This is a genomic window from Anaerococcus sp., assembly GCF_022770135.1.
Taxonomy (GTDB): domain Bacteria; phylum Bacillota; class Clostridia; order Tissierellales; family Peptoniphilaceae; genus Anaerococcus.
This window is the reverse complement of the sequence record NZ_JALEIL010000094.1, coordinates 1-17,555: the sequence shown is the minus strand read 5'-3', so window position 1 is coordinate 17,555 and position 17,555 is coordinate 1. Positions and strand designations below refer to the sequence as shown.

18 protein-coding genes and 1 other RNA gene are annotated in these 17,555 nt (G+C 36.3%); 17 read left to right on the top strand and 2 right to left on the bottom strand.

Annotation, left to right across the window (positions count from 1 at the left end; genetic code table 11):
• Positions 1 to 458: 458 nt before the first annotated feature.
• Both MRZ08_RS04475 and MRZ08_RS04470 read left to right on the top strand, forming a co-directional pair.
• Positions 459 to 1,775: a putative glycoside hydrolase gene (locus MRZ08_RS04475; RefSeq protein ID WP_297379761.1), complete on the top strand. Its 1,317-nt coding sequence runs from the start codon at positions 459 to 461 to the stop codon at positions 1,773 to 1,775.
• Positions 1,775 to 2,401, top strand: coding sequence for a transporter associated domain-containing protein (locus MRZ08_RS04470; RefSeq protein ID WP_297379757.1), 627 nt, complete (start codon positions 1,775 to 1,777; stop codon positions 2,399 to 2,401). Before MRZ08_RS04475 ends, MRZ08_RS04470 begins: the two co-directional genes overlap by 1 nt.
• Before the next feature lie 46 nt (positions 2,402 to 2,447).
• Here the strand turns inward: MRZ08_RS04470 and MRZ08_RS04465 are convergent, their stop codons facing one another.
• Complete coding sequence (locus MRZ08_RS04465) at positions 2,448 to 3,311, bottom strand: AraC family transcriptional regulator (protein WP_297379755.1); 864 nt, start codon at positions 3,309 to 3,311, stop codon at positions 2,448 to 2,450.
• A gap of 204 nt (positions 3,312 to 3,515) precedes the next feature.
• Here MRZ08_RS04465 and dnaG point away from each other — a divergent pair, with 204 nt between their 5' ends.
• The 7 genes from dnaG (at position 3,516) to MRZ08_RS04430 (ending at position 11,402) form a co-directional block, all read left to right on the top strand.
• A complete protein-coding gene (gene dnaG / locus MRZ08_RS04460; RefSeq protein ID WP_297379752.1) occupies positions 3,516 to 5,150 on the top strand; it encodes a DNA primase in 1,635 nt (544 codons plus the stop codon).
• Positions 5,151 to 5,174: 24 nt separating this feature from the next.
• Complete coding sequence (rpoD, locus tag MRZ08_RS04455; protein WP_297379749.1) at positions 5,175 to 6,983, top strand: RNA polymerase sigma factor RpoD; 1,809 nt, start codon at positions 5,175 to 5,177, stop codon at positions 6,981 to 6,983.
• Entirely contained in the window at positions 6,983 to 7,675 is a 693-nt protein-coding gene (locus tag MRZ08_RS04450) for a class I SAM-dependent methyltransferase (protein ID WP_297379747.1), read from the top strand. The genes rpoD and MRZ08_RS04450 overlap by 1 nt, the downstream gene beginning before the upstream one ends.
• Positions 7,657 to 8,427 (top strand): Nif3-like dinuclear metal center hexameric protein, encoded by a 771-nt coding sequence (locus tag MRZ08_RS04445; protein WP_297379744.1) that lies wholly within the window; start codon positions 7,657 to 7,659, stop codon positions 8,425 to 8,427. The genes MRZ08_RS04450 and MRZ08_RS04445 overlap by 19 nt, the downstream gene beginning before the upstream one ends.
• A gap of 34 nt (positions 8,428 to 8,461) precedes the next feature.
• Positions 8,462 to 8,798, top strand: an RNA gene (gene rnpB, locus MRZ08_RS04440) — RNase P RNA component class A.
• A 247-nt stretch (positions 8,799 to 9,045) separates the two neighbouring features.
• Positions 9,046 to 10,560 (top strand): SH3 domain-containing C40 family peptidase, encoded by a 1,515-nt coding sequence (locus MRZ08_RS04435; protein WP_297379741.1) that lies wholly within the window; start codon positions 9,046 to 9,048, stop codon positions 10,558 to 10,560.
• A 59-nt stretch (positions 10,561 to 10,619) separates the two neighbouring features.
• Complete coding sequence (locus MRZ08_RS04430) at positions 10,620 to 11,402, top strand: bifunctional 5,10-methylenetetrahydrofolate dehydrogenase/5,10-methenyltetrahydrofolate cyclohydrolase (protein ID WP_297379739.1); 783 nt, start codon at positions 10,620 to 10,622, stop codon at positions 11,400 to 11,402.
• Between the two features lie 46 nt (positions 11,403 to 11,448).
• Here the strand turns inward: MRZ08_RS04430 and tpx are convergent, their stop codons facing one another.
• Positions 11,449 to 11,958 (bottom strand): thiol peroxidase, encoded by a 510-nt coding sequence (gene tpx, locus MRZ08_RS04425; RefSeq protein ID WP_297379736.1) that lies wholly within the window; start codon positions 11,956 to 11,958, stop codon positions 11,449 to 11,451.
• Positions 11,959 to 12,084: 126 nt separating this feature from the next.
• Here tpx and MRZ08_RS04420 point away from each other — a divergent pair, with 126 nt between their 5' ends.
• The 8 genes from MRZ08_RS04420 (at position 12,085) to MRZ08_RS04385 (ending at position 17,381) form a co-directional block, all read left to right on the top strand.
• Positions 12,085 to 12,738, top strand: coding sequence for a 50S ribosomal protein L25 (locus MRZ08_RS04420; protein WP_297379733.1), 654 nt, complete (start codon positions 12,085 to 12,087; stop codon positions 12,736 to 12,738).
• An 88-nt stretch (positions 12,739 to 12,826) separates the two neighbouring features.
• Entirely contained in the window at positions 12,827 to 13,456 is a 630-nt protein-coding gene (gene tmk / locus MRZ08_RS04415) for a dTMP kinase (RefSeq protein ID WP_297379730.1), read from the top strand.
• Positions 13,453 to 13,782: a cyclic-di-AMP receptor gene (locus MRZ08_RS04410; protein WP_015778056.1), complete on the top strand. Its 330-nt coding sequence runs from the start codon at positions 13,453 to 13,455 to the stop codon at positions 13,780 to 13,782. The genes tmk and MRZ08_RS04410 overlap by 4 nt, the downstream gene beginning before the upstream one ends.
• On the top strand, positions 13,779 to 14,564 hold the full coding sequence (locus MRZ08_RS04405; RefSeq protein WP_297379726.1) for a DNA polymerase III subunit delta: 786 nt from the start codon (positions 13,779 to 13,781) through the stop codon (positions 14,562 to 14,564). The genes MRZ08_RS04410 and MRZ08_RS04405 overlap by 4 nt, the downstream gene beginning before the upstream one ends.
• A complete protein-coding gene (ricT, locus tag MRZ08_RS04400; protein ID WP_297379721.1) occupies positions 14,565 to 15,365 on the top strand; it encodes a regulatory iron-sulfur-containing complex subunit RicT in 801 nt (266 codons plus the stop codon). It abuts the gene before it with no gap.
• 136 nt (positions 15,366 to 15,501) lie between these two features.
• On the top strand, positions 15,502 to 15,675 hold the full coding sequence (locus tag MRZ08_RS04395; protein WP_015778053.1) for a 4Fe-4S binding protein: 174 nt from the start codon (positions 15,502 to 15,504) through the stop codon (positions 15,673 to 15,675).
• A 256-nt stretch (positions 15,676 to 15,931) separates the two neighbouring features.
• Complete coding sequence (locus MRZ08_RS04390) at positions 15,932 to 16,405, top strand: GNAT family N-acetyltransferase (RefSeq protein WP_297379716.1); 474 nt, start codon at positions 15,932 to 15,934, stop codon at positions 16,403 to 16,405.
• A gap of 16 nt (positions 16,406 to 16,421) precedes the next feature.
• The gene (locus MRZ08_RS04385; RefSeq protein WP_297379712.1) at positions 16,422 to 17,381 is read left to right on the top strand and encodes an aromatic acid exporter family protein; all 960 of its coding nucleotides are present in this window, start codon (positions 16,422 to 16,424) and stop codon (positions 17,379 to 17,381) included.
• Positions 17,382 to 17,555 lie beyond the last annotated feature (174 nt).

Genomic DNA, 17,555 nt, shown 5'->3' with positions numbered 1-17,555 from the left:
ACAAAGGTAATTAAGTAGTCCCATCCTGATTGGGTGGCGGATTTTAATCCGTCATCTCTGAGGTGAAGTCCTCAACGAGCCGGACGGGCTAATGCTGAACCCAGAGAACTAAGCGAAAAGATTCGTTAGAATCTTTGAGAGGATATCCTAATAGGGTAGAAAATGCGAATAATTTTTCATTTTCGAGACGAAGTCCTCAATGAGCTGGACGGGCTAGTTCTGAGTCCGAAAACTAAGCACATAAACAAGCATTGAATTTGCTAGTTTATGCCGAAAAGTAGCGCGAGAGCGCGGAGAGCAACGTTAGTTGCGCTTTTCGTGAAGGTCACGATGTGGCCTTTGAGAGGATATCATGTTAGGGTGTAAAGTGCGTAAGCATTTTGTTTAAGACAAAACTAAAAAGTAAAAGTTCATAGGGGCGGACCGTTGGGTTCGCTCTTATTCTTTAAGGAGCTTAAATGAAGAATAAAAAGTTAATTATTTCTTTTTTGATGACTCTTGTCCTTATTTTCACGGCTTGCTCAAAAGAGTCGAGCAAAAGTACAGAGCCTAGTGAAGATAAAAAGAGCGAAGAGAGCATTGTAAAGGGAGATAATTCTAAGGAAAAAGACGATAAAGCCAACAACAAGGGCTTGGTCAATGAAGCTGTTGAGAAGGAAATTGGTGTACCTTACGAGGTAGGTGTTACTCCTGATGACTACAATATGGACTACGACACTTCAAGACTTCACTCTCTTAAGGATAAGAAGAGCAAATACTATCCTAAAGATGGGGTTAAGGGTTTGTACTTCAATACATATTCCATAAACAATCCCGAAGTTTACGAAAAAATAATGGATATGTTAGAAAATACTAGGCTTAACTCAATCGTAGTCGATATCAAAGACGACTGGGGCAATGTCACAATGGATTTCGATACTGATGATCCTGATATTGAATATGCGAGTATTGATATTATTAATCCTAAAGACTTTATCAAAGAAATGCACGATAAGGGGATTTATGTTATTGGTAGGGTAACTACCTTCAAGGATTCTATAATTACAGAAAAACATCCTGACTGGGGCTTTACCCTTGATGATGGTTCCTTGTGGAAGAATGGTCATGGGGAAGCCTTTATGAATCCTTTCCTAAGAGAAGTCCAAGACTATGACATAAAGATAGCCAAACTTGCCGCCGAAGCTGGCTTTGATGAGATTCAGTTTGACTATGTAAGATTTGCTGAAGGCTTTGAGACCTTTGGCGATACTCTAGACTATCCTAGGGGTGAATTTGAAGATAAGAATATGGAAGAAGGAGATAAGAGGGTTGCAGCAATCACAGGCTTTGTTCAAAGAGCTAGAGAAGAACTCCAAGATAAAAAAGTTCCTATTTCTATAGACGTATTTGGATATGCCCTTCAGGTTGAAAGAGCAGATGGTATAGGACAAGACTTTGGTGAAATGAGCAATCAAACTGATGTAATCTCTTCTATGATTTATCCTTCCCACTGGGGGCTTAACTCTTTTGATATTGAAAAGCCTGACCTAGAACCCTATGAGTTAGTAAAAAGATACTTGAAAGCGGAGCAAGAATACTTATCAAAACTTGACCATCCACCTCTATCAAGACCTTGGATCCAAGACTTTACTGCAAGTTGGATAGGTGAGGGCAACTGGATGGAATATGATAAGGATGCGGTTGAAGCTCAAATAAAGGCCATATATGATTCTGGTCAAGAGGAGTTTCTGATTTGGAATGCGAGCAGTGAATATACTCAAGGTGTGGAATACTAATGAAACATACAAAGGCGAATGAATTAATAGATAAGTCGGCAACTGCTATTGAAATAGTAATATGTTTGATCGTAATTTTGGGGGTCTGCTCAGGTATACCGAAACTAATCGGATATATAATTGAAATATTAAGGGTAGAGCATCTCCAAAATTCCTATTTACTAATGAATGAATTCTTAAAGCATGCCTTGCTTTTGATAGTAGGAATCGAGCTAATAGCTATGATTATTACTAGAAGCCACGAATCTATCCTAACACTTATCCTATTCGTGATAGCAAGGAAAATGCTAGTTTATTCTCAAGGACTTACAGATATTTTGATAGGGACAGTTTCTGTAGCGATTATTTTTGCGGTAATGAAATTTATCCTATCAGATAAGACTCTTATTGCAAAGCTTGATAATACCTTTGATGCATCTATGTCGATTGAGAAACTAAACAAGGAATACAAGCTTAATCTTCCGACCATGACCCATACTTTGGGTGGTCTTATCTATGAGCTTGCAGATAAGGAAAAGATTAAGGAAGTTCATGAAAATACTACTATTGTATACGGACCATATGTTTATAGGATCTTGTCAGTAGATGATGGTGTAATTACAAGAATAAGAATTGAAGAAAATTAGAGAAAAAAATTAGAAAAGACCCAAATCCTAAAGATGGATTTGGGTTTTATAGTCTATGTTTTTTTCTAAATTGTGAAGGAGTTATGCCAACCTTTTTTCTAAAGACTTGGTTGAAATAAGATTGGGAGTTAAAGCCTACTGTATCTGCTATTGTTTCCATGGAATGGTTTGTAGAGATCAAAAGTCCCTTCGAGACCTCGATTCTTTTAAGTATTAGATACTCAATAGGAGTTACCCTATAGGACTGCTTGAACTCAGCGATTAAGTGAAACTTGTTCATGTAGGCCATATTAGAAAGACCTTCTAGACTTAGGTCGAGGGAGTAATTGTTGTCGATGTAGCTTTTTATGTAGTCGATTCTCCTATTTATATTAATGTCAGGGACAACTTCTATTTCATTCCTAAAATGTCTTAGGAAGTTAATAAGAAAATAAGAGGCCAGGGCGTCTGCCAAGGTCTTTGCATACAAATTTTCTGAGTGAAATTCATCGACTATTTTACTAAAGATTTCATTAATCTTAGCTTCCTTATTCTCCCAAGTTATGTGAAAGAAGTTATCAAGCTCTAATTCTTCTTCGGATTGGACCTCCTCTAGGTGGGAAGTTAGACCAATACTTTCAAGACCGAATCCTAGAGTTTTGACAGCATACTCATCTTCATCCACATAAAGATTGTGACCGATATTTGAATTTATTATAACCAAATCATTTTTTTTGATTTTTATTGAATCATTCTCTATAAAGAAAGTTCCGCTTCCTTCAACTATGAAGTAAAAATATATGAAGGGATGAAACTGAATTCTCGAGCTATTTTCATTAGTTAAGAAACTCTCATTCGCATTCAAAATTTTTATTTCTATATCATCCTTAAAGATACTAGACTCAAGTATATTTTCGTTTATATTTTCCATAATTTCCCCTGTCATTGGTTCTTAATTACATCTGAATTAGTAGCCGATCTTTTCTATATCTTATCATAAAGGTAGGTCCTATGACAAATCTTAAGCCAATAATTTTAAAGACAAATAAGACGGATAAAATTTTATTTGCATTTTTCTGAATTTTGTGAAATTGAAAAATCATACAAGATAAGTATAGTCTCTTTAGGTGATAATATGAGTTTAATTTCTGATAGTAAGATAAATCAAATACTACAAAGCTCAAATATAGTTGATATTATAGGTGAGTATGTTGATCTTAAAAGAGCGGGCTCATCCTTCAAGGGTCTGTGCCCCTTCCATAATGAGAAGACACCATCTTTCACAGTAGATGAGAAGAAACAACTTTTTCACTGCTTCGGCTGTGGAGCAGGGGGAGATGTTGTTTCTTTTATAATGCAAAAAGAAGGACTTTCCTACCCAGAAAGCCTCAAATTTCTTGCGGACAAGGCAGGTATTAGCATAGATTACACCGAAAATCCTGGAGTAAATAAGAAAAACAAGGAACTTTTCGATATCAATAAAGATATTATGATGTTTTTCTATAAGAATCTCCTAACCGACAGGAAGGCCCAATCCTATCTTAAGAGTCGTGGCCTATCTAGTAAGATTGTAAATACCTTTATGCTAGGCTACGCAAGAGATTCTTGGGATGATTTGTATTCCTATATAAGAAAGAAAAATTATAACGAAAAGGACCTGGACGATCTTGGTCTTATCAAGAAATCCTCTAAGGGCAACTATTATGATAAGTATAGGGATAGGATTATCTTTCCTATAATAAATCATTTCGGAAAGGTCATAGGCTTTGGGGGACGTGCCGTCTCAGGCCAGATGCCAAAGTATCTTAATTCACCAGAATCTAGCATCTTCAAGAAAAGATACAATCTCTACGGTCTAAATATCTACAAGAGGCAGAAGAGAAAAGAGCTTATACTTGTAGAAGGCTATATGGATGTAATAGCTCTTAACAATCACGGCCTAGATATAGCTGTAGCATCTCTAGGAACAGCCTTAACTATAGATCAGGCCAAACTTATGAAAAGATATTCGGATGATATTTACATTTGCTATGACCAGGATAGCGCTGGAGTTAAGGCAACGGAGAAGGCTATAGAGATTTTTTATGAGATAGGAGTAAATCCTAGCGTAATTGTCTTAGATGATGGAAATGACCCGGACGATTTCATTAAGGCCAAGGGCAAGGATGCCTTTGAGGAAAAAATAGCTGATGCCCAAGATTCTTACAATTATAAATACAACAAAATTCTAGACGAATATAGTTCGGCCAAGCCTTCAGAAAGATTCGACAAGCTAAATTTGTTTGTGGCTTTTCTTGCCTCTATTAAACAGGAATTAACTCAAGAAATCTTTATAAACAATGTAAGCAAGCTATTTGACATAGACAAGACTACTTTAAAACAAGCTGTTTCAAGGTATAATAAAGATACTGACTTAAAAGATAGGAATAAGAGTAAGTTTAATAAGAAAGAAAAAATTATAGTAGAAAGTACCAATAAGGACTTTAGAATAAATGAATTAGAAGTTTTAAGATTGTTTTTCAATCAGAGGTCTGACTACGAGAAAGACAGAGACTTTTTCGATAGGGCTATAGAAAACGAGAAGATAAACAATGTTAAGACTTTTTTAAAAGAAAAGGATGTTAGTAAGTTCGATCTTTCAGATGAGGACTACAAGTATATTTTGGATTATATTAGAGATAATACCAATCCCATACTTGCAGAGGAACTAAAGAGAAAGATAATTCTCTACAATAGAAAGAAAGAACTCAAGAGATTAAAGAAGAGATAGTCTTTAGAAGTAAGGGGAGTAATGATGACAAGCGATGACAACAAATTGCTCGATGATGATGTTCTAAAAGAAATAATAGAAGAATTGCAGTCTATGAGCGAGTCTCAAGATGGATTGATTACCTATTCTCAAATAAATACATTCGAAAACTTCAAGGAAATGGAAGATGAGAGCAAAAAGTTTGTTATGAAGCAGATTATAAGCTTAGGTATAGAAATCGTCGAAAAATCTGAAACAGTCCTTGAAGAGGATGAAGAAACGGATGATTTGGATGATGAAATCGATGATGAAGACGATGACGATATCGACGAGAAGAAAATAGAAGAAGATATCAAGAAATCTGTAGATATTATGGCTGGAGTCAAGGTTGACGACCCTGTGAAGATGTATCTTAAGGAAATAGGCAAGGTAGACCTTCTTACAGCAACAGAAGAGATAATACTTGCTCGTAGGATGGAGATGGGAGAGATTGCAAGAAAGAAACTTGAAGGAGTCAAGTTTAACAAGCAAAACAAGACCAAACTTGCCAATGACATCTTCTTTGGAGATCTTGCCAAGATACTTAAAATCTCCAACGATAAAATCCTAGAAAATGGCTGTCTTGATCAGAAAAGCTACGAGGAGATAAGAGGACTTATCAGTATGGGCGAGCTTTTTAGAGAAATCATGGATAAGGAAATGGATAAGGAAGCTCTAGAAGAGCTAAAGGCAAGAGTATTAATCTGTAATATAGCAGAAAATGCTGTAAGCGATAATGTCCTAGATAGAAGTGAGGCTAATTCCCTATGCGATCTCTTCGATTCCTTTGACCATATGTTAAATATTACAGAATCTGACGAGATAGTAAATCTTATTTATTTATCATTTAATGATATACTATCCAAGGCTGCCAATAAGGAACATATAAAGACCAACGATAGTATGATCCTAGAAGATTTCATAATTACTAGCCAGAGGGCTAAGAAGATTTCTGAAAACATAGCCTTAAGTAAGGATGAGCTAATGGAGATAGAAGAAACTATCGCCCTAAGAGATCTTGCCTACAAGGTGATAAATGATGAAGATCTAAGCGATGAAGATATCGTAGATTTAAGAAGAGCTGTTCTTAATTCAAAAAGAGCTAAGAAGAAACTTGCAGAAACCAACCTAAGACTGGTGGTATCTATTGCCAAGAAATATGTCGGTCGTGGAATGAGCTTTCTAGACCTTATCCAAGAAGGAAACATGGGACTTATGAAGGCAGTAGACAAATATGACTACAACAGGGGATTCAAATTCTCAACCTATGCGACCTGGTGGATAAGACAGGCTATCACTCGTGCCATAGCAGATCAGGCAAGGACCATAAGAATTCCTGTCCACATGGTTGAAACTATAAATAAGCTCGTAAGGATTCAAAGGCAACTAGTCCAAGATTTGGGTAGGGATCCTTCCAATGAAGAGATTGCCGAGCAAATGGGGCTAGAGGTAGAGAAGGTTCAAGAGATAAGAAAAATATCCCAAGAGCCAGTTTCCTTGGAAACTCCAATAGGAGAAGAGGACGACTCCCACTTAGGAGATTTCATAGAAGATGATAGCGCAATCGACCCTGGTGAAGCTGCAAACTACACTATGCTCCGTGAGCAATTAAATGATGTCCTTTCTTGCCTGGGGGCTAGGGAGAAACGAGTCCTTCAATTGAGATTTGGCCTAATCGATGGAACACCAAGGACCCTTGAAGAAGTAGGCAAGGAATTTGACGTGACTAGGGAGAGGATAAGACAAATAGAGGCTAAGGCCCTAAGGAAACTTAAATCTCCGAACAAGAGTGAATTATTGAAAGATTTTTTATAATGGAAGATAAAAAAAGATTATTAGATATTATTAGTCTAATAGATAAAAATAAAAAAGTTATAGATATAGGAACTGATCATGGATTGGTTCCTTTATATTTAGCAAAAAATGGAATCAGTAAGGAAATATTGGCGACAGATATATCAGAAAAGTCCCTAGATAAACTAAGGGGAGTCTTGGATTCTGATACGGAAAAAATTATAAAGACTAAGGTAACCGATGGCTTTAAGGGTATTAATAAGGATGAAGGGCAAGTAGCAATAATAGCAGGTATGGGGGCCAATACCATTATAGATATAATAGAAGAATCCATGGACTTTGCCCAAAATCTCGATTATATGATTCTTGCAAGCAATATCAACACAGAAAAGCTTAGACTATTCCTCGTAGAAAATGACTTCGAGATAATGAATGATTTTCTAAGCTTTGAGAATAAAAAGTACTACGATATCATAAAGACGAGATTTGCTAAGGCAAGTCCCCTAAATCTTTCAGAAACTTACTATGGTAGGGATGATATCGAAAACGAGAGCCAAATCCTTAAAGATAAGCTTAAGATCGACCGTAAAAAAAACCTAAAGTTTAGGGAAGATATTCTTGCCAAATCAAAGGATAAAAAGAGTCTAGGAAGAATTGATGAGAAATTACAAGCTATAGAGGAGATAGAAAACATATGGAAATTAAAGAATTAATAGAAAAATTAGAGAAAAAATATCCCTTCTCCCTTCAAGAAGAATGGGATAACTCAGGACTTCAAATAGGTAATCCTAATGATGAAGTAAAAAATATCTTAGTTTCTCTAGACCTTGAGGAAGAAGGAATGGAGGAGGCTATAGCCAATGATTGCAATCTAATCATAACCCACCATCCATATTTGTTTAGTGGAGCTAAATCAATCGATTTTAGTGAAAAGTTTTACCAAAGACTTAAGGCTTGTATCAAAAACGACATAACAGTCTACGCTTTCCATACCAACCTCGATATAGCTAAGGGCGGGGTAAATGATAATCTATGTAGGATTTTGGGAATAGATAAGACTAGGGTCCTCGAGCAAGGGAAAGACCTAGGGCTTGGCCGCTACGGCTTCATAGAAGAAAAAGATTCGGATGAATTTATTAGGGAAATAAAGGATAAATTAAAGGCAAGTGGCATTGTTGTCTACGGCGACTTATCGAAGAAAGTAAAAAAGATAGGAGTCTGTGGTGGAGCAGGGAGCGATCTTATAAGAGATGCTCTAGACATATCTTGTGACATGATTATTACCGGAGATGTAAAATACCATGATGGGATGGATCTTGCTAATGAAGGAATCATAATCTGTGATGTAGGGCATTTTGCAAGCGAAAACCACATAATCTATAAACTTCAAAAAGATATAGAGGAAATCTTTGATGGAGAAGTTATTACTTTCTCAAAAGATGACAGCTTTAGGAAGTTTTACTAGTTGTTTTTTAGAAGAAAAAAAGTATAATTAAGAAGGAGTAAATCGGGTAATCGCGGGTTAATTCACGAGGAAAGTCCGTGCACCACAGAGCGAGGATGCTTGATAACGTCAAGTAGGAGTGATCCTCAGGCAAGTGCAACAGAAAGTATACCGCCAGATTTTCTGGTAAGGTTGGAAGGGCGAGGTAAGAGCTCACCAGCTGTCTAGTGATAGACAGGCTATGTAAACCCCATCCGGTGCAAGAACGAAGGGACAGTAGGATGCCTGCTCGGCACGGTCCGGTATGGTTGTTCGCTTGAGCTTATTGGCAACAATAAGCCTAGACAGATGATTATCCAAGACAGAACACGGCTTATAGATTTGCTCTCTACATAATATTAACATTTTGTAACTAATTGTGGAGAAAATGTTAGGAGAAATTACATTTTTCGGAAATATTTTTTAGTTTTATTGGTTATTTTATGGATTTCGGTCAATAAATCTAAAAAACTATCCGAAAAGTGTAATTTTTTTGTAACAAATTCTTGACACTTTTGTTAAAAAGATATAAAATATATACAGATTTCAAAACAGAAACATTATCAAAATAAGATTCATTACATAGATATGGAGGACTTGATGAATAAAAAGAATATAGGAGCTATGCTATCAGTTATAGCTGCAGTTACAGCAGGTGCGAGTGCATATGCTACTACAATTGACAATTTAGACCAAGATCAACATACAAATTCGCTAATTACAGAAGCGAATTATACAGAAAGCTATTCTGATTATGATCTAGTGAAATCTGAATATACTGAAGATGTAAAAAACACAAAAATTGCTAAAGAAGACAAACCTGCCAAAGAAGAAAAAATAGATGAAAAATCTAACTTAGATAAATTAGTAGAAAATGCAGCAAGAGATGCCCTAGTTGAAATAACAGCAACTAAGGAAGTTGAAGCAAGCGAAGAATCTCCAGCTGAAAAAGAAAAAGTTGAAGCTAAAGAAGAAGCTAGCGAAACAGCTGACAAAGAAGAAGCTGCTAAGGAAGAAGACAAAGACCTTACCCTTGTAAAATACGTTAATACAGAGATCCTTAACGTAAGAAGTACTAAGGATATGAATGAGAATAATATAGTATCTTCCCTTAAGGCAGGAGATGAAATAGAAGGAGTCCTAGAAGATGGATTCCTAAAGACTGAATTAGGATATGTAAATGATGAATTCCTTTCAGATGTTTATCCTGTAGATTTAGTAAATGAATTAAATAATAAAGAAGAAGAAAAAGCCCAAGAAGTTGAAAAGCAAGAAGAAGCTAAAAAGGCTGAAGAGGCAGAAAAAGCTCAAGAGGTAAAAGAGGCTGAAGAGGCTAAGAAAGCCCAAGAAGCAAAAGAGGCCGAAGAAGCTAAGAAGGCTGAAGAAGCAAGAAAAGCTGAAGAAGCAAAAAGAGCTGAAGAAGAAAGACAAGCCCAAGAGGCTGGGTCATACTATTATACAGGATGGGTTAATACATCAATCCTCAATGTTAGAAGTAAGGCAGGAGACGGTAATATAATCGGATCTGTTAGAAAGGGTGACTGGCTAGAAGGCGAGGCTAGTAACGGTTGGCTAGAAATTGACTACAATGGTCAAAAGGGCTATGTAGCAGCAGACTTCCTATCTGACACAGAAGTTGCTAAGGAAGAAGTGAAAGAAGAAGTAGCAGAAGCTAACGAACAAGTCCAAGAAGTAGAAGAGGTTCAAGAAGTAGAGCAAGCTTCAGCACCAGCCTACAGTGGGTCAGGCCTAAGTGCAGCAGATCTTGCAACACAATTCGTAGGAAGCCCATATGTTTGGGGATCAGCTAACCCAGGAGTAGGCTTTGACTGTTCAGGACTTACATCTTATGTCTATAGCCAAATGGGTATATCTATCCCACACCAATCAGCAGCCCAATACTCAAGCGGATACGCTGTAGATTCATCCAACCTTCAAGCAGGAGACCTTGTGTTCTTCTCTTATGGTGGAGGCGGAATCGACCACGTAGGAATTGTAGTTAATTCTGACGGTACCTTCGTTCACGCATCAACACCTGCAACAGGCGTTAGATATGACAATGTATACAATGGAAGCTTCCAAAACGCATTCGTTGGAGCTAGAAGAATATATTAGTAATAATTAATCAACCCCGATTAGGTTTAGCCTAGTTGGGGTTTTTGCATGGAGGATATATGAAAATATTAAATACAGACGAGATTAAAAACTCCTTGATTGAAAAACTAGGGGGACATAAGTTTACTAATAAACTTTTACTCTTATCCAAGAATCCTACTAGTGAAGTCCTATATTATAAGAAGGCAATAATTAAAAGATGCGAACAGTTTGATATAGAATATGTGGACTGTGAGTTTACTAAAGAAAGCTCGGAAGAAATCCTAGCTTATATCAATTCATTTGATAAGGAAGATGGCTATATAATACTTGCTCCCTTCGGAGAGGGGAAAGATTTGACCCTTCTTAAAGACAATATCGAAATCAAGGACCTGGATGCCTTCACCTACAAAGCCCTAGGTCATGCTATGGATGGATCTACAGAGAGGCTCCCTCAAACGTCAAGGGCAATTGTAAGATTTCTAGAAGAGAAATACTCTAGTCTTAAGGGTAAGCATATAGTAATTTCAAACAAGACCACAACTATAGGTAAGCCTCTAGCCATGAATCTAGTAACGAAATATGCGACAATTACTATGATAACCCGCCATACGGCAGATCAAAAAGAATTAATAAAAAATGCCGATATATTTATTTCAGCTATAGGTAGGGCTAATTTTTATGATAAGTCTTATTTTTCAGAAGGGATGCTTGTTGTAGATGTAGGTACGACCTATCTAGATGGCAAAATTATAGGCGATGTCGATTATAAGAGCCTGGAGGATATGGATATAGAAGTTCTCACAAATAAGAAGGGCATAGGAGCCCTTACGACACTTATGCTTTTAGAATCTTTAATTTAAAATAAAAATGGATAAGAATCTTTGTGGTTAGATTCTTATCCAAAATTTAATTTTCTAAGCTTTTAACAACTTCTATTGCTTTTTCATAATCTGGTAAATCTGTATTTTGATCTAAATATTCAGCGTAGACTATCTTGTTGTCCTTATCTACTACAAAAACTGACCTATTTAAAAGCTGAAGCTCATTGATAAGGGTTGAGTACTTCTTTGAGAAATCATGGTGAATATAGTCCGATACGAACTTATTGTTAGTGATTTCCTTCTCTTCCAAGAATCTAGCTTGAGCAAAAGGTAAGTCGTTTGATATAGTTATAAGAGAAACTTCATCTGATAAGCCCTCTCTTGCCTTAGAAAACATTGTTGTCTGTATCTCACAAACAGATGTATCTATTGATGGTATAACTGAAATTAATTTAATTTTCCCATCATCTTCTTTAGATGAATATTCATTTAGTTCGTTATCAATAGCCAAAAAGTCTGGAGCTATATCACCTACTTTGAGTTTTTCACCATCTACACTTACTTCTACACTACCGAATTTAACTTTTCTTGACATAAATAATCCTTTCTATATATTATCTTCATAATTAATATACCCGATTTGTATTGATTGAAACTAAAACATTGTAAATGAAATGTTTATGAGGTATAATTAAGCAGTATGAATATATAAGGAGGCAAAATGGCAGAGTTAGTTTTACAAGCAGAAAAAAGAGAAGCTACTGGTAAAAACAAAGTTAACAAGCTAAGAGCAGCTGAACTAGTACCAGGAGTTATTTATGCCAAAGACGAAGAAAATATAAATGTTCAAGTGACAACTAGAGATTTTGAAAAGGTACTTAGACAAGCTGGAACATCAACAATTATAACACTAGATTTTGGTGGTGAGAAGAAAGATGTACTTATCAAAGCATATCAAAATCACCCATTCAAAAACCAATTTTTACACGTTGACTTCCAAGCAATCAACCAAAACGAAGCTATCAGAGTACAAGTTCCAGTTGTACTTGTTGGTAGAGATGAAATCAGAGTTGAACCATCTGTACTAGTTCAAAACATCGACGTTGTTGAAGTAGAATGTCTACCAAGATACATCCCACAAACAGCAGATGTTGAAGTAAGCGATCTACAAATCGGTGATGTTAGAACAATAGCTGATCTTGACATTGCAAAAGTTGACGAAATCACAATTCTTGAAGAGGACGACGAAGTTATCTGCTCACTACAAGAACCTAATGAGGAAGAAATTCCAGAAGAAGGCGAAGAAGCAGCTGACGCAAGTGACGTTCCTACAGTTGATGAAACTGAAGAAAGTGAATCAGAAGACGAAGAATAAGATTAAAAAAGGCCAGACGGTCTTTTTTTTTGCAAACTTTTAAGCTAATCTCTAAGCTAAATTTTTCCTAATATGGTATAATAAAACCATGACAGGAAAACTAATAGTATTTGAAGGTCCCGATGGATCTGGTAAAACAACAGTTATTAATGAAGTAAAGAAGAGACTTAAGAAAGATCAGATAGAATACTTGGACTTTAGAGAACCAGGTGGAACACCAATCTCTGAGAAGATTAGAGAAATTATCATAGATAATGACAATGAAGACATGACGAGTAGGTGCGAATGTCTCCTATTTGCCGCAAGCAGGGCCCAGCTTATAGAAGAAAAGATAAGACCAGCACTTAAAAAAGGCAAGCTTGTCATATGTGATAGATTCGTTCTAAGCTCCCTCCTTTATCAAGGAGTTGGCAGGGGACTGGGTATCGAAAAGGTAAAGGAAATAAATGACTTTGCAACACAAAATACAAAGGCAGACCTAACCATATTTTTTGATATAGACTACAAGACAGCTCTAGTAAGAAAGAGAGCTAACTTCTCAGCAGATAGACTCGAAAGCGAAGACTTCGACTTCCACAAGAAAATCTTCGACTCTTATCTAGATATAGCCGAAAGATACAAGGATGATATAAAAAGAGTAGATGCGACTAAATCTATCGAGGAAGTAACTGATCAAGTAATGGACTTAATTTATAAATCTTTGGAGGAGAAACTATGAAACTACTTATAGCTATAGTTCAAGATGCAGATGTGAACTTTTTAGTTGATGCATTGACAGACAAGGGATATAGGATTACAAAGCTTGCAACCACTGGTGGCTTTCTCAAAAAAGGAAACACAACCCTTCTAATAGGTGTCGAAGAAGAAGACCTAGACGAAGTATTATCCATAATTGAGAAAAACTGCAAGAAGAGAAATACAACAACAACTATAATTAATCCAACAGCAGAAAGCTCACTTTTAACAAACACAGTTCCAATAGATATAACTGTAGGAGGAGCTACAATCTTTCTAATAGACGTTGACAAATATATCCAACTATGAGCTTTAAAAATAGGGAAATAGACGTAGAAAATCTGTCCAATGCCTATATTTTTGAAGGGAAAAACGAAGAGGCTAACAAGGCCTTTGCCCTTGATTTTGCAAGGGAAGTCTTTAGCTATTATGGGATAGATGATGAGAACAACCCAGACCTTTACCTAATTGATAAAGAAGGCGGAGTAATAGATATTGAAACTATCAGACAAGTCTTAAAGGATATCTATCTTAGACCCTACAATGGCAAGATTAAAATATATATAATCCACAATGCCCAGGACCTAAGGCAAGAAGGGTCTAACGCCATGCTAAAGAGCCTGGAAGAGCTAAGAGATTATGTAAAGATTATCTTCACATGCACCAATAGGTACAATCTCTTGGCAACAATTAGGTCAAGATGTCAGATAATTCCAATACAAGCAGAAGAAGGCGACCTTGATATAGATATGGATAAGCTGTATTCTATAATGGCTGATATCTATAATGGGAAGATAGATTCATTTTATAAAAACAAGGACTTCTTTAACAAGTATAAGGACGATAGACAAACTATCTACAAGGCAATGCTTAAAGTCTACCAGGCCCTAATAAGCTACAATTATAATAGGGAAGAGCTTGATTACAACACAAAATATATGCTTAAAAAATTTCCACAAATTTCAATAGATGAAATAGAAAAGGCAATATTTTTGATAGAAGATATACAAAATGCAGCAAGAACAAATATTAATTATGATCTAAGTATAGAAAAAATCATATTTAATATATTTAGAGAGGGGAATTTCTGATTGAGAGTCGTAGGAATAAGATTTAGACCAGCGGGTAAAATATATCATTTCGATGCAAATGGAAATGAATTTGAATATAAGGATAAGGTAATAGTAGAAACATCCAACGGAGTAGAAATGGCAGAAGTTGTCCTAGTTGATGTTGATGAGTCAGAATGTAAGGGAAATCTTTCGGAAGTAATTCGAAAAGCTACCAACGATGACTTATATTACTATGCCAAAAATGAGCAAGATGCCAAAGAGGCGATAAGTCTTTGCCAAGAAAAGGCCAATTCCCATGGGCTAAAGATGAAGATAATAGATGCAAAATATACCTTTGACAGAAGTAAAATAACCTTCTACTTTAAGGCTGAAAATAGGGTAGACTTTAGGTCTCTCGTAAAAGACTTGGCATCAATCTACAGAAATAGGATTGAGCTTAGACAGATAGGAGTAAGAGATCATGCTAAGATGATCGAACACCTAGGCCCTTGCGGGCAAAAATGCTGCTGTGGGAGATTTCTTAATGACTTCAAGCCCCTATCCATAAAGATGGCCAAGGACCAAGACATCACCCTAGATCCAGGCAAGATTTCTGGTACGTGCGGAAGGCTTATGTGCTGCTTGTCATACGAAGAAGAATGCTACAAATGTAGTAAGGAAATCATGCCTAAAGAAGGTCAAAAGGTAAAGACAGCAGACGGATACGGGATGGTCCTTAATAACGACTACATCAGAGAAAGATCTAAGGTAAGGGTCAAACTTACGGGAACCGATGAAGAAATCGAAGAGACTTACTCATGTAAGGAAATGGAATACTAAAAATGATAATTAGTATCAATTTGAATAAATTATCATTTTAGAATTAAAATAAGAATAAATATAAAAAAATTCTTGACTTTTACTCTTCTATGTTGTATATTATAGACATAAGAAATAAACAAATAGGAGGAAAATTATGGCTTATAGAATAGACGAAAATACATGTATTTCATGTGGATCATGTGAAGGTGAATGTCCAGTAGGAGCAATCTCTCAAGGAGACGCAGCTTACGAAATCGACGCAGACGCATGTATAGACTGTGGTTCTTGTGCAGCAGTATGTCCTGTAGAAGCAATCGACCAAGAATAATCAGCTACATAAACAAATGACATACTAGACCCTTCGGGGTCTTTTTTTATTGAAATTATTGGGGGATGCAAGAAGAAAGCTGATGAGTTTAAGATCCTAGCTTAAGGCCTTGGCAGAATTTACCTTATTTAGACCAGTAGCAGTTAAGGATAAGATGGAGTTTAATTGACTAGAGCATTCCTCTTCATTTAAGTTAAAAATTTCAAGGAAGATAATTTCTTATAGGTAAATCTAATGATTCAAGGGAGAATAAAAGATGGATAGAAAAATTATTGAAATAAAAGATAAAAAAGAAAAAGAAAAGATAGGAAGATTGATCCTAGATGATCTTAAAGACTGGTTTGGCATATCAGAAAGTAGACAAATGTATATAAATGAGTCACTTGATAAGATATTCTTGGCTATTTTTGTAGATGATAGTCCAGCTGGATTTTTAGTAATTAAGGAAACAAGTAAGGATTGTGTGGAGATTTTTGTAATGGGAGTGATGAAAAAATACCACAGACTGGGTTTGGGGAAGAAATTAATCGAGTCCTTCGAGAACTTAGCTAGGACTTTATCTTTCTCCTACGCCCAGGTAAAGACTGTAAAGAAAGGGACCTACGAAGAATACGATAGGACAAATGACTTCTATAGGGCTATGGCCTACAAGGAGCTAGAGTGTCTGCCTGGACTGTGGGATGAGAACAATCCTTGCCAGCTTTATATTAAATACCTAGGCGAAAAATAAATTACAAGGGGACATCATGAACAAAACTATAATTAGCACTACTATAAAAACAGCCCTAGCTGCTAGCCTTTCCCTATCCTTGGCAAGCTTCCTGGGTCTTAACTACGCTTCTTCAGCTGCGATAATCACCATACTCGATATATTTGAGACTAGAAAGGCAACTGTCAAAGGAGGGCTTAAAAGGATGGTTTCGGCAATTCTAGCTTTTACTATTGGAGCCACAGTCTTTGAAATATTTTCTTACAAAACTTGGGCTTTCGGTATTTACTTACTCCTATTCGTGCCCTTATCCCTTTTACTAGGCATTGAACTAGGTCTTGGTCCATCAAGTGTGATAGTTACTCACTTGCTTAGCTATGGGCAAATCAATCCTTCTATTATTAAAAATGAACTAATCCTTGTCCTTATAGGAACTGGCTTTGCCTTCTTGACCAACCTCTATGCACCAGAAAGTCAGGATGAACTTAAAGAATGGATTTATAATATAGATAGGGACATCAAGGATATTCTGAACTTTTTCGGAAATATCCTAGTCAACCATCTGGACGTAGAAATATATGAAGATAAGATAAGAAAGCTAGAAGCGGATATAGGAAAGGCCATGGACCTTGCAATACTCGAAAATGATAACAGAATCCATAATAGCAAGGATATCCTAAGAGAGCTTAACCATAGGCAAATAGAGATGGACCTTCTAAAAGAAATGTATGAGGACTTAAAGGAGATTCCAAGGGCCTATGACAAAGGTAAACTAATTTCCGACATAATAATCGATACAGGAGAAAAGCTCGGAGATGCGAACGAAATGATCAAGGTCAAGGAAAGGATAGAATATTTGAATAAGCACTTTAGGATGATAGACCTTCCTCAAACTCACGAGGACTTTGCCATTCGTTCGGCGATTTTTCAAGTTTTTAGAAGCCTTAGTGAATTTATAGATATTAGTATTGATCTAAACAAAATAAATAGGATTTGATGATATTTTGTAAATCTCAAGGGAAAACTTATATAATCAAAACTACCAGCTTAGCTGGTAGTTTGCACAGCGCCTATAAGGCGCAAATACCGGCACGCCCCTATTGGGGCTCCGAGTATTCCGTCACATGCACCACTATCCCAACTACTGCTTAAGCAGTTTTTTTATTTGTTT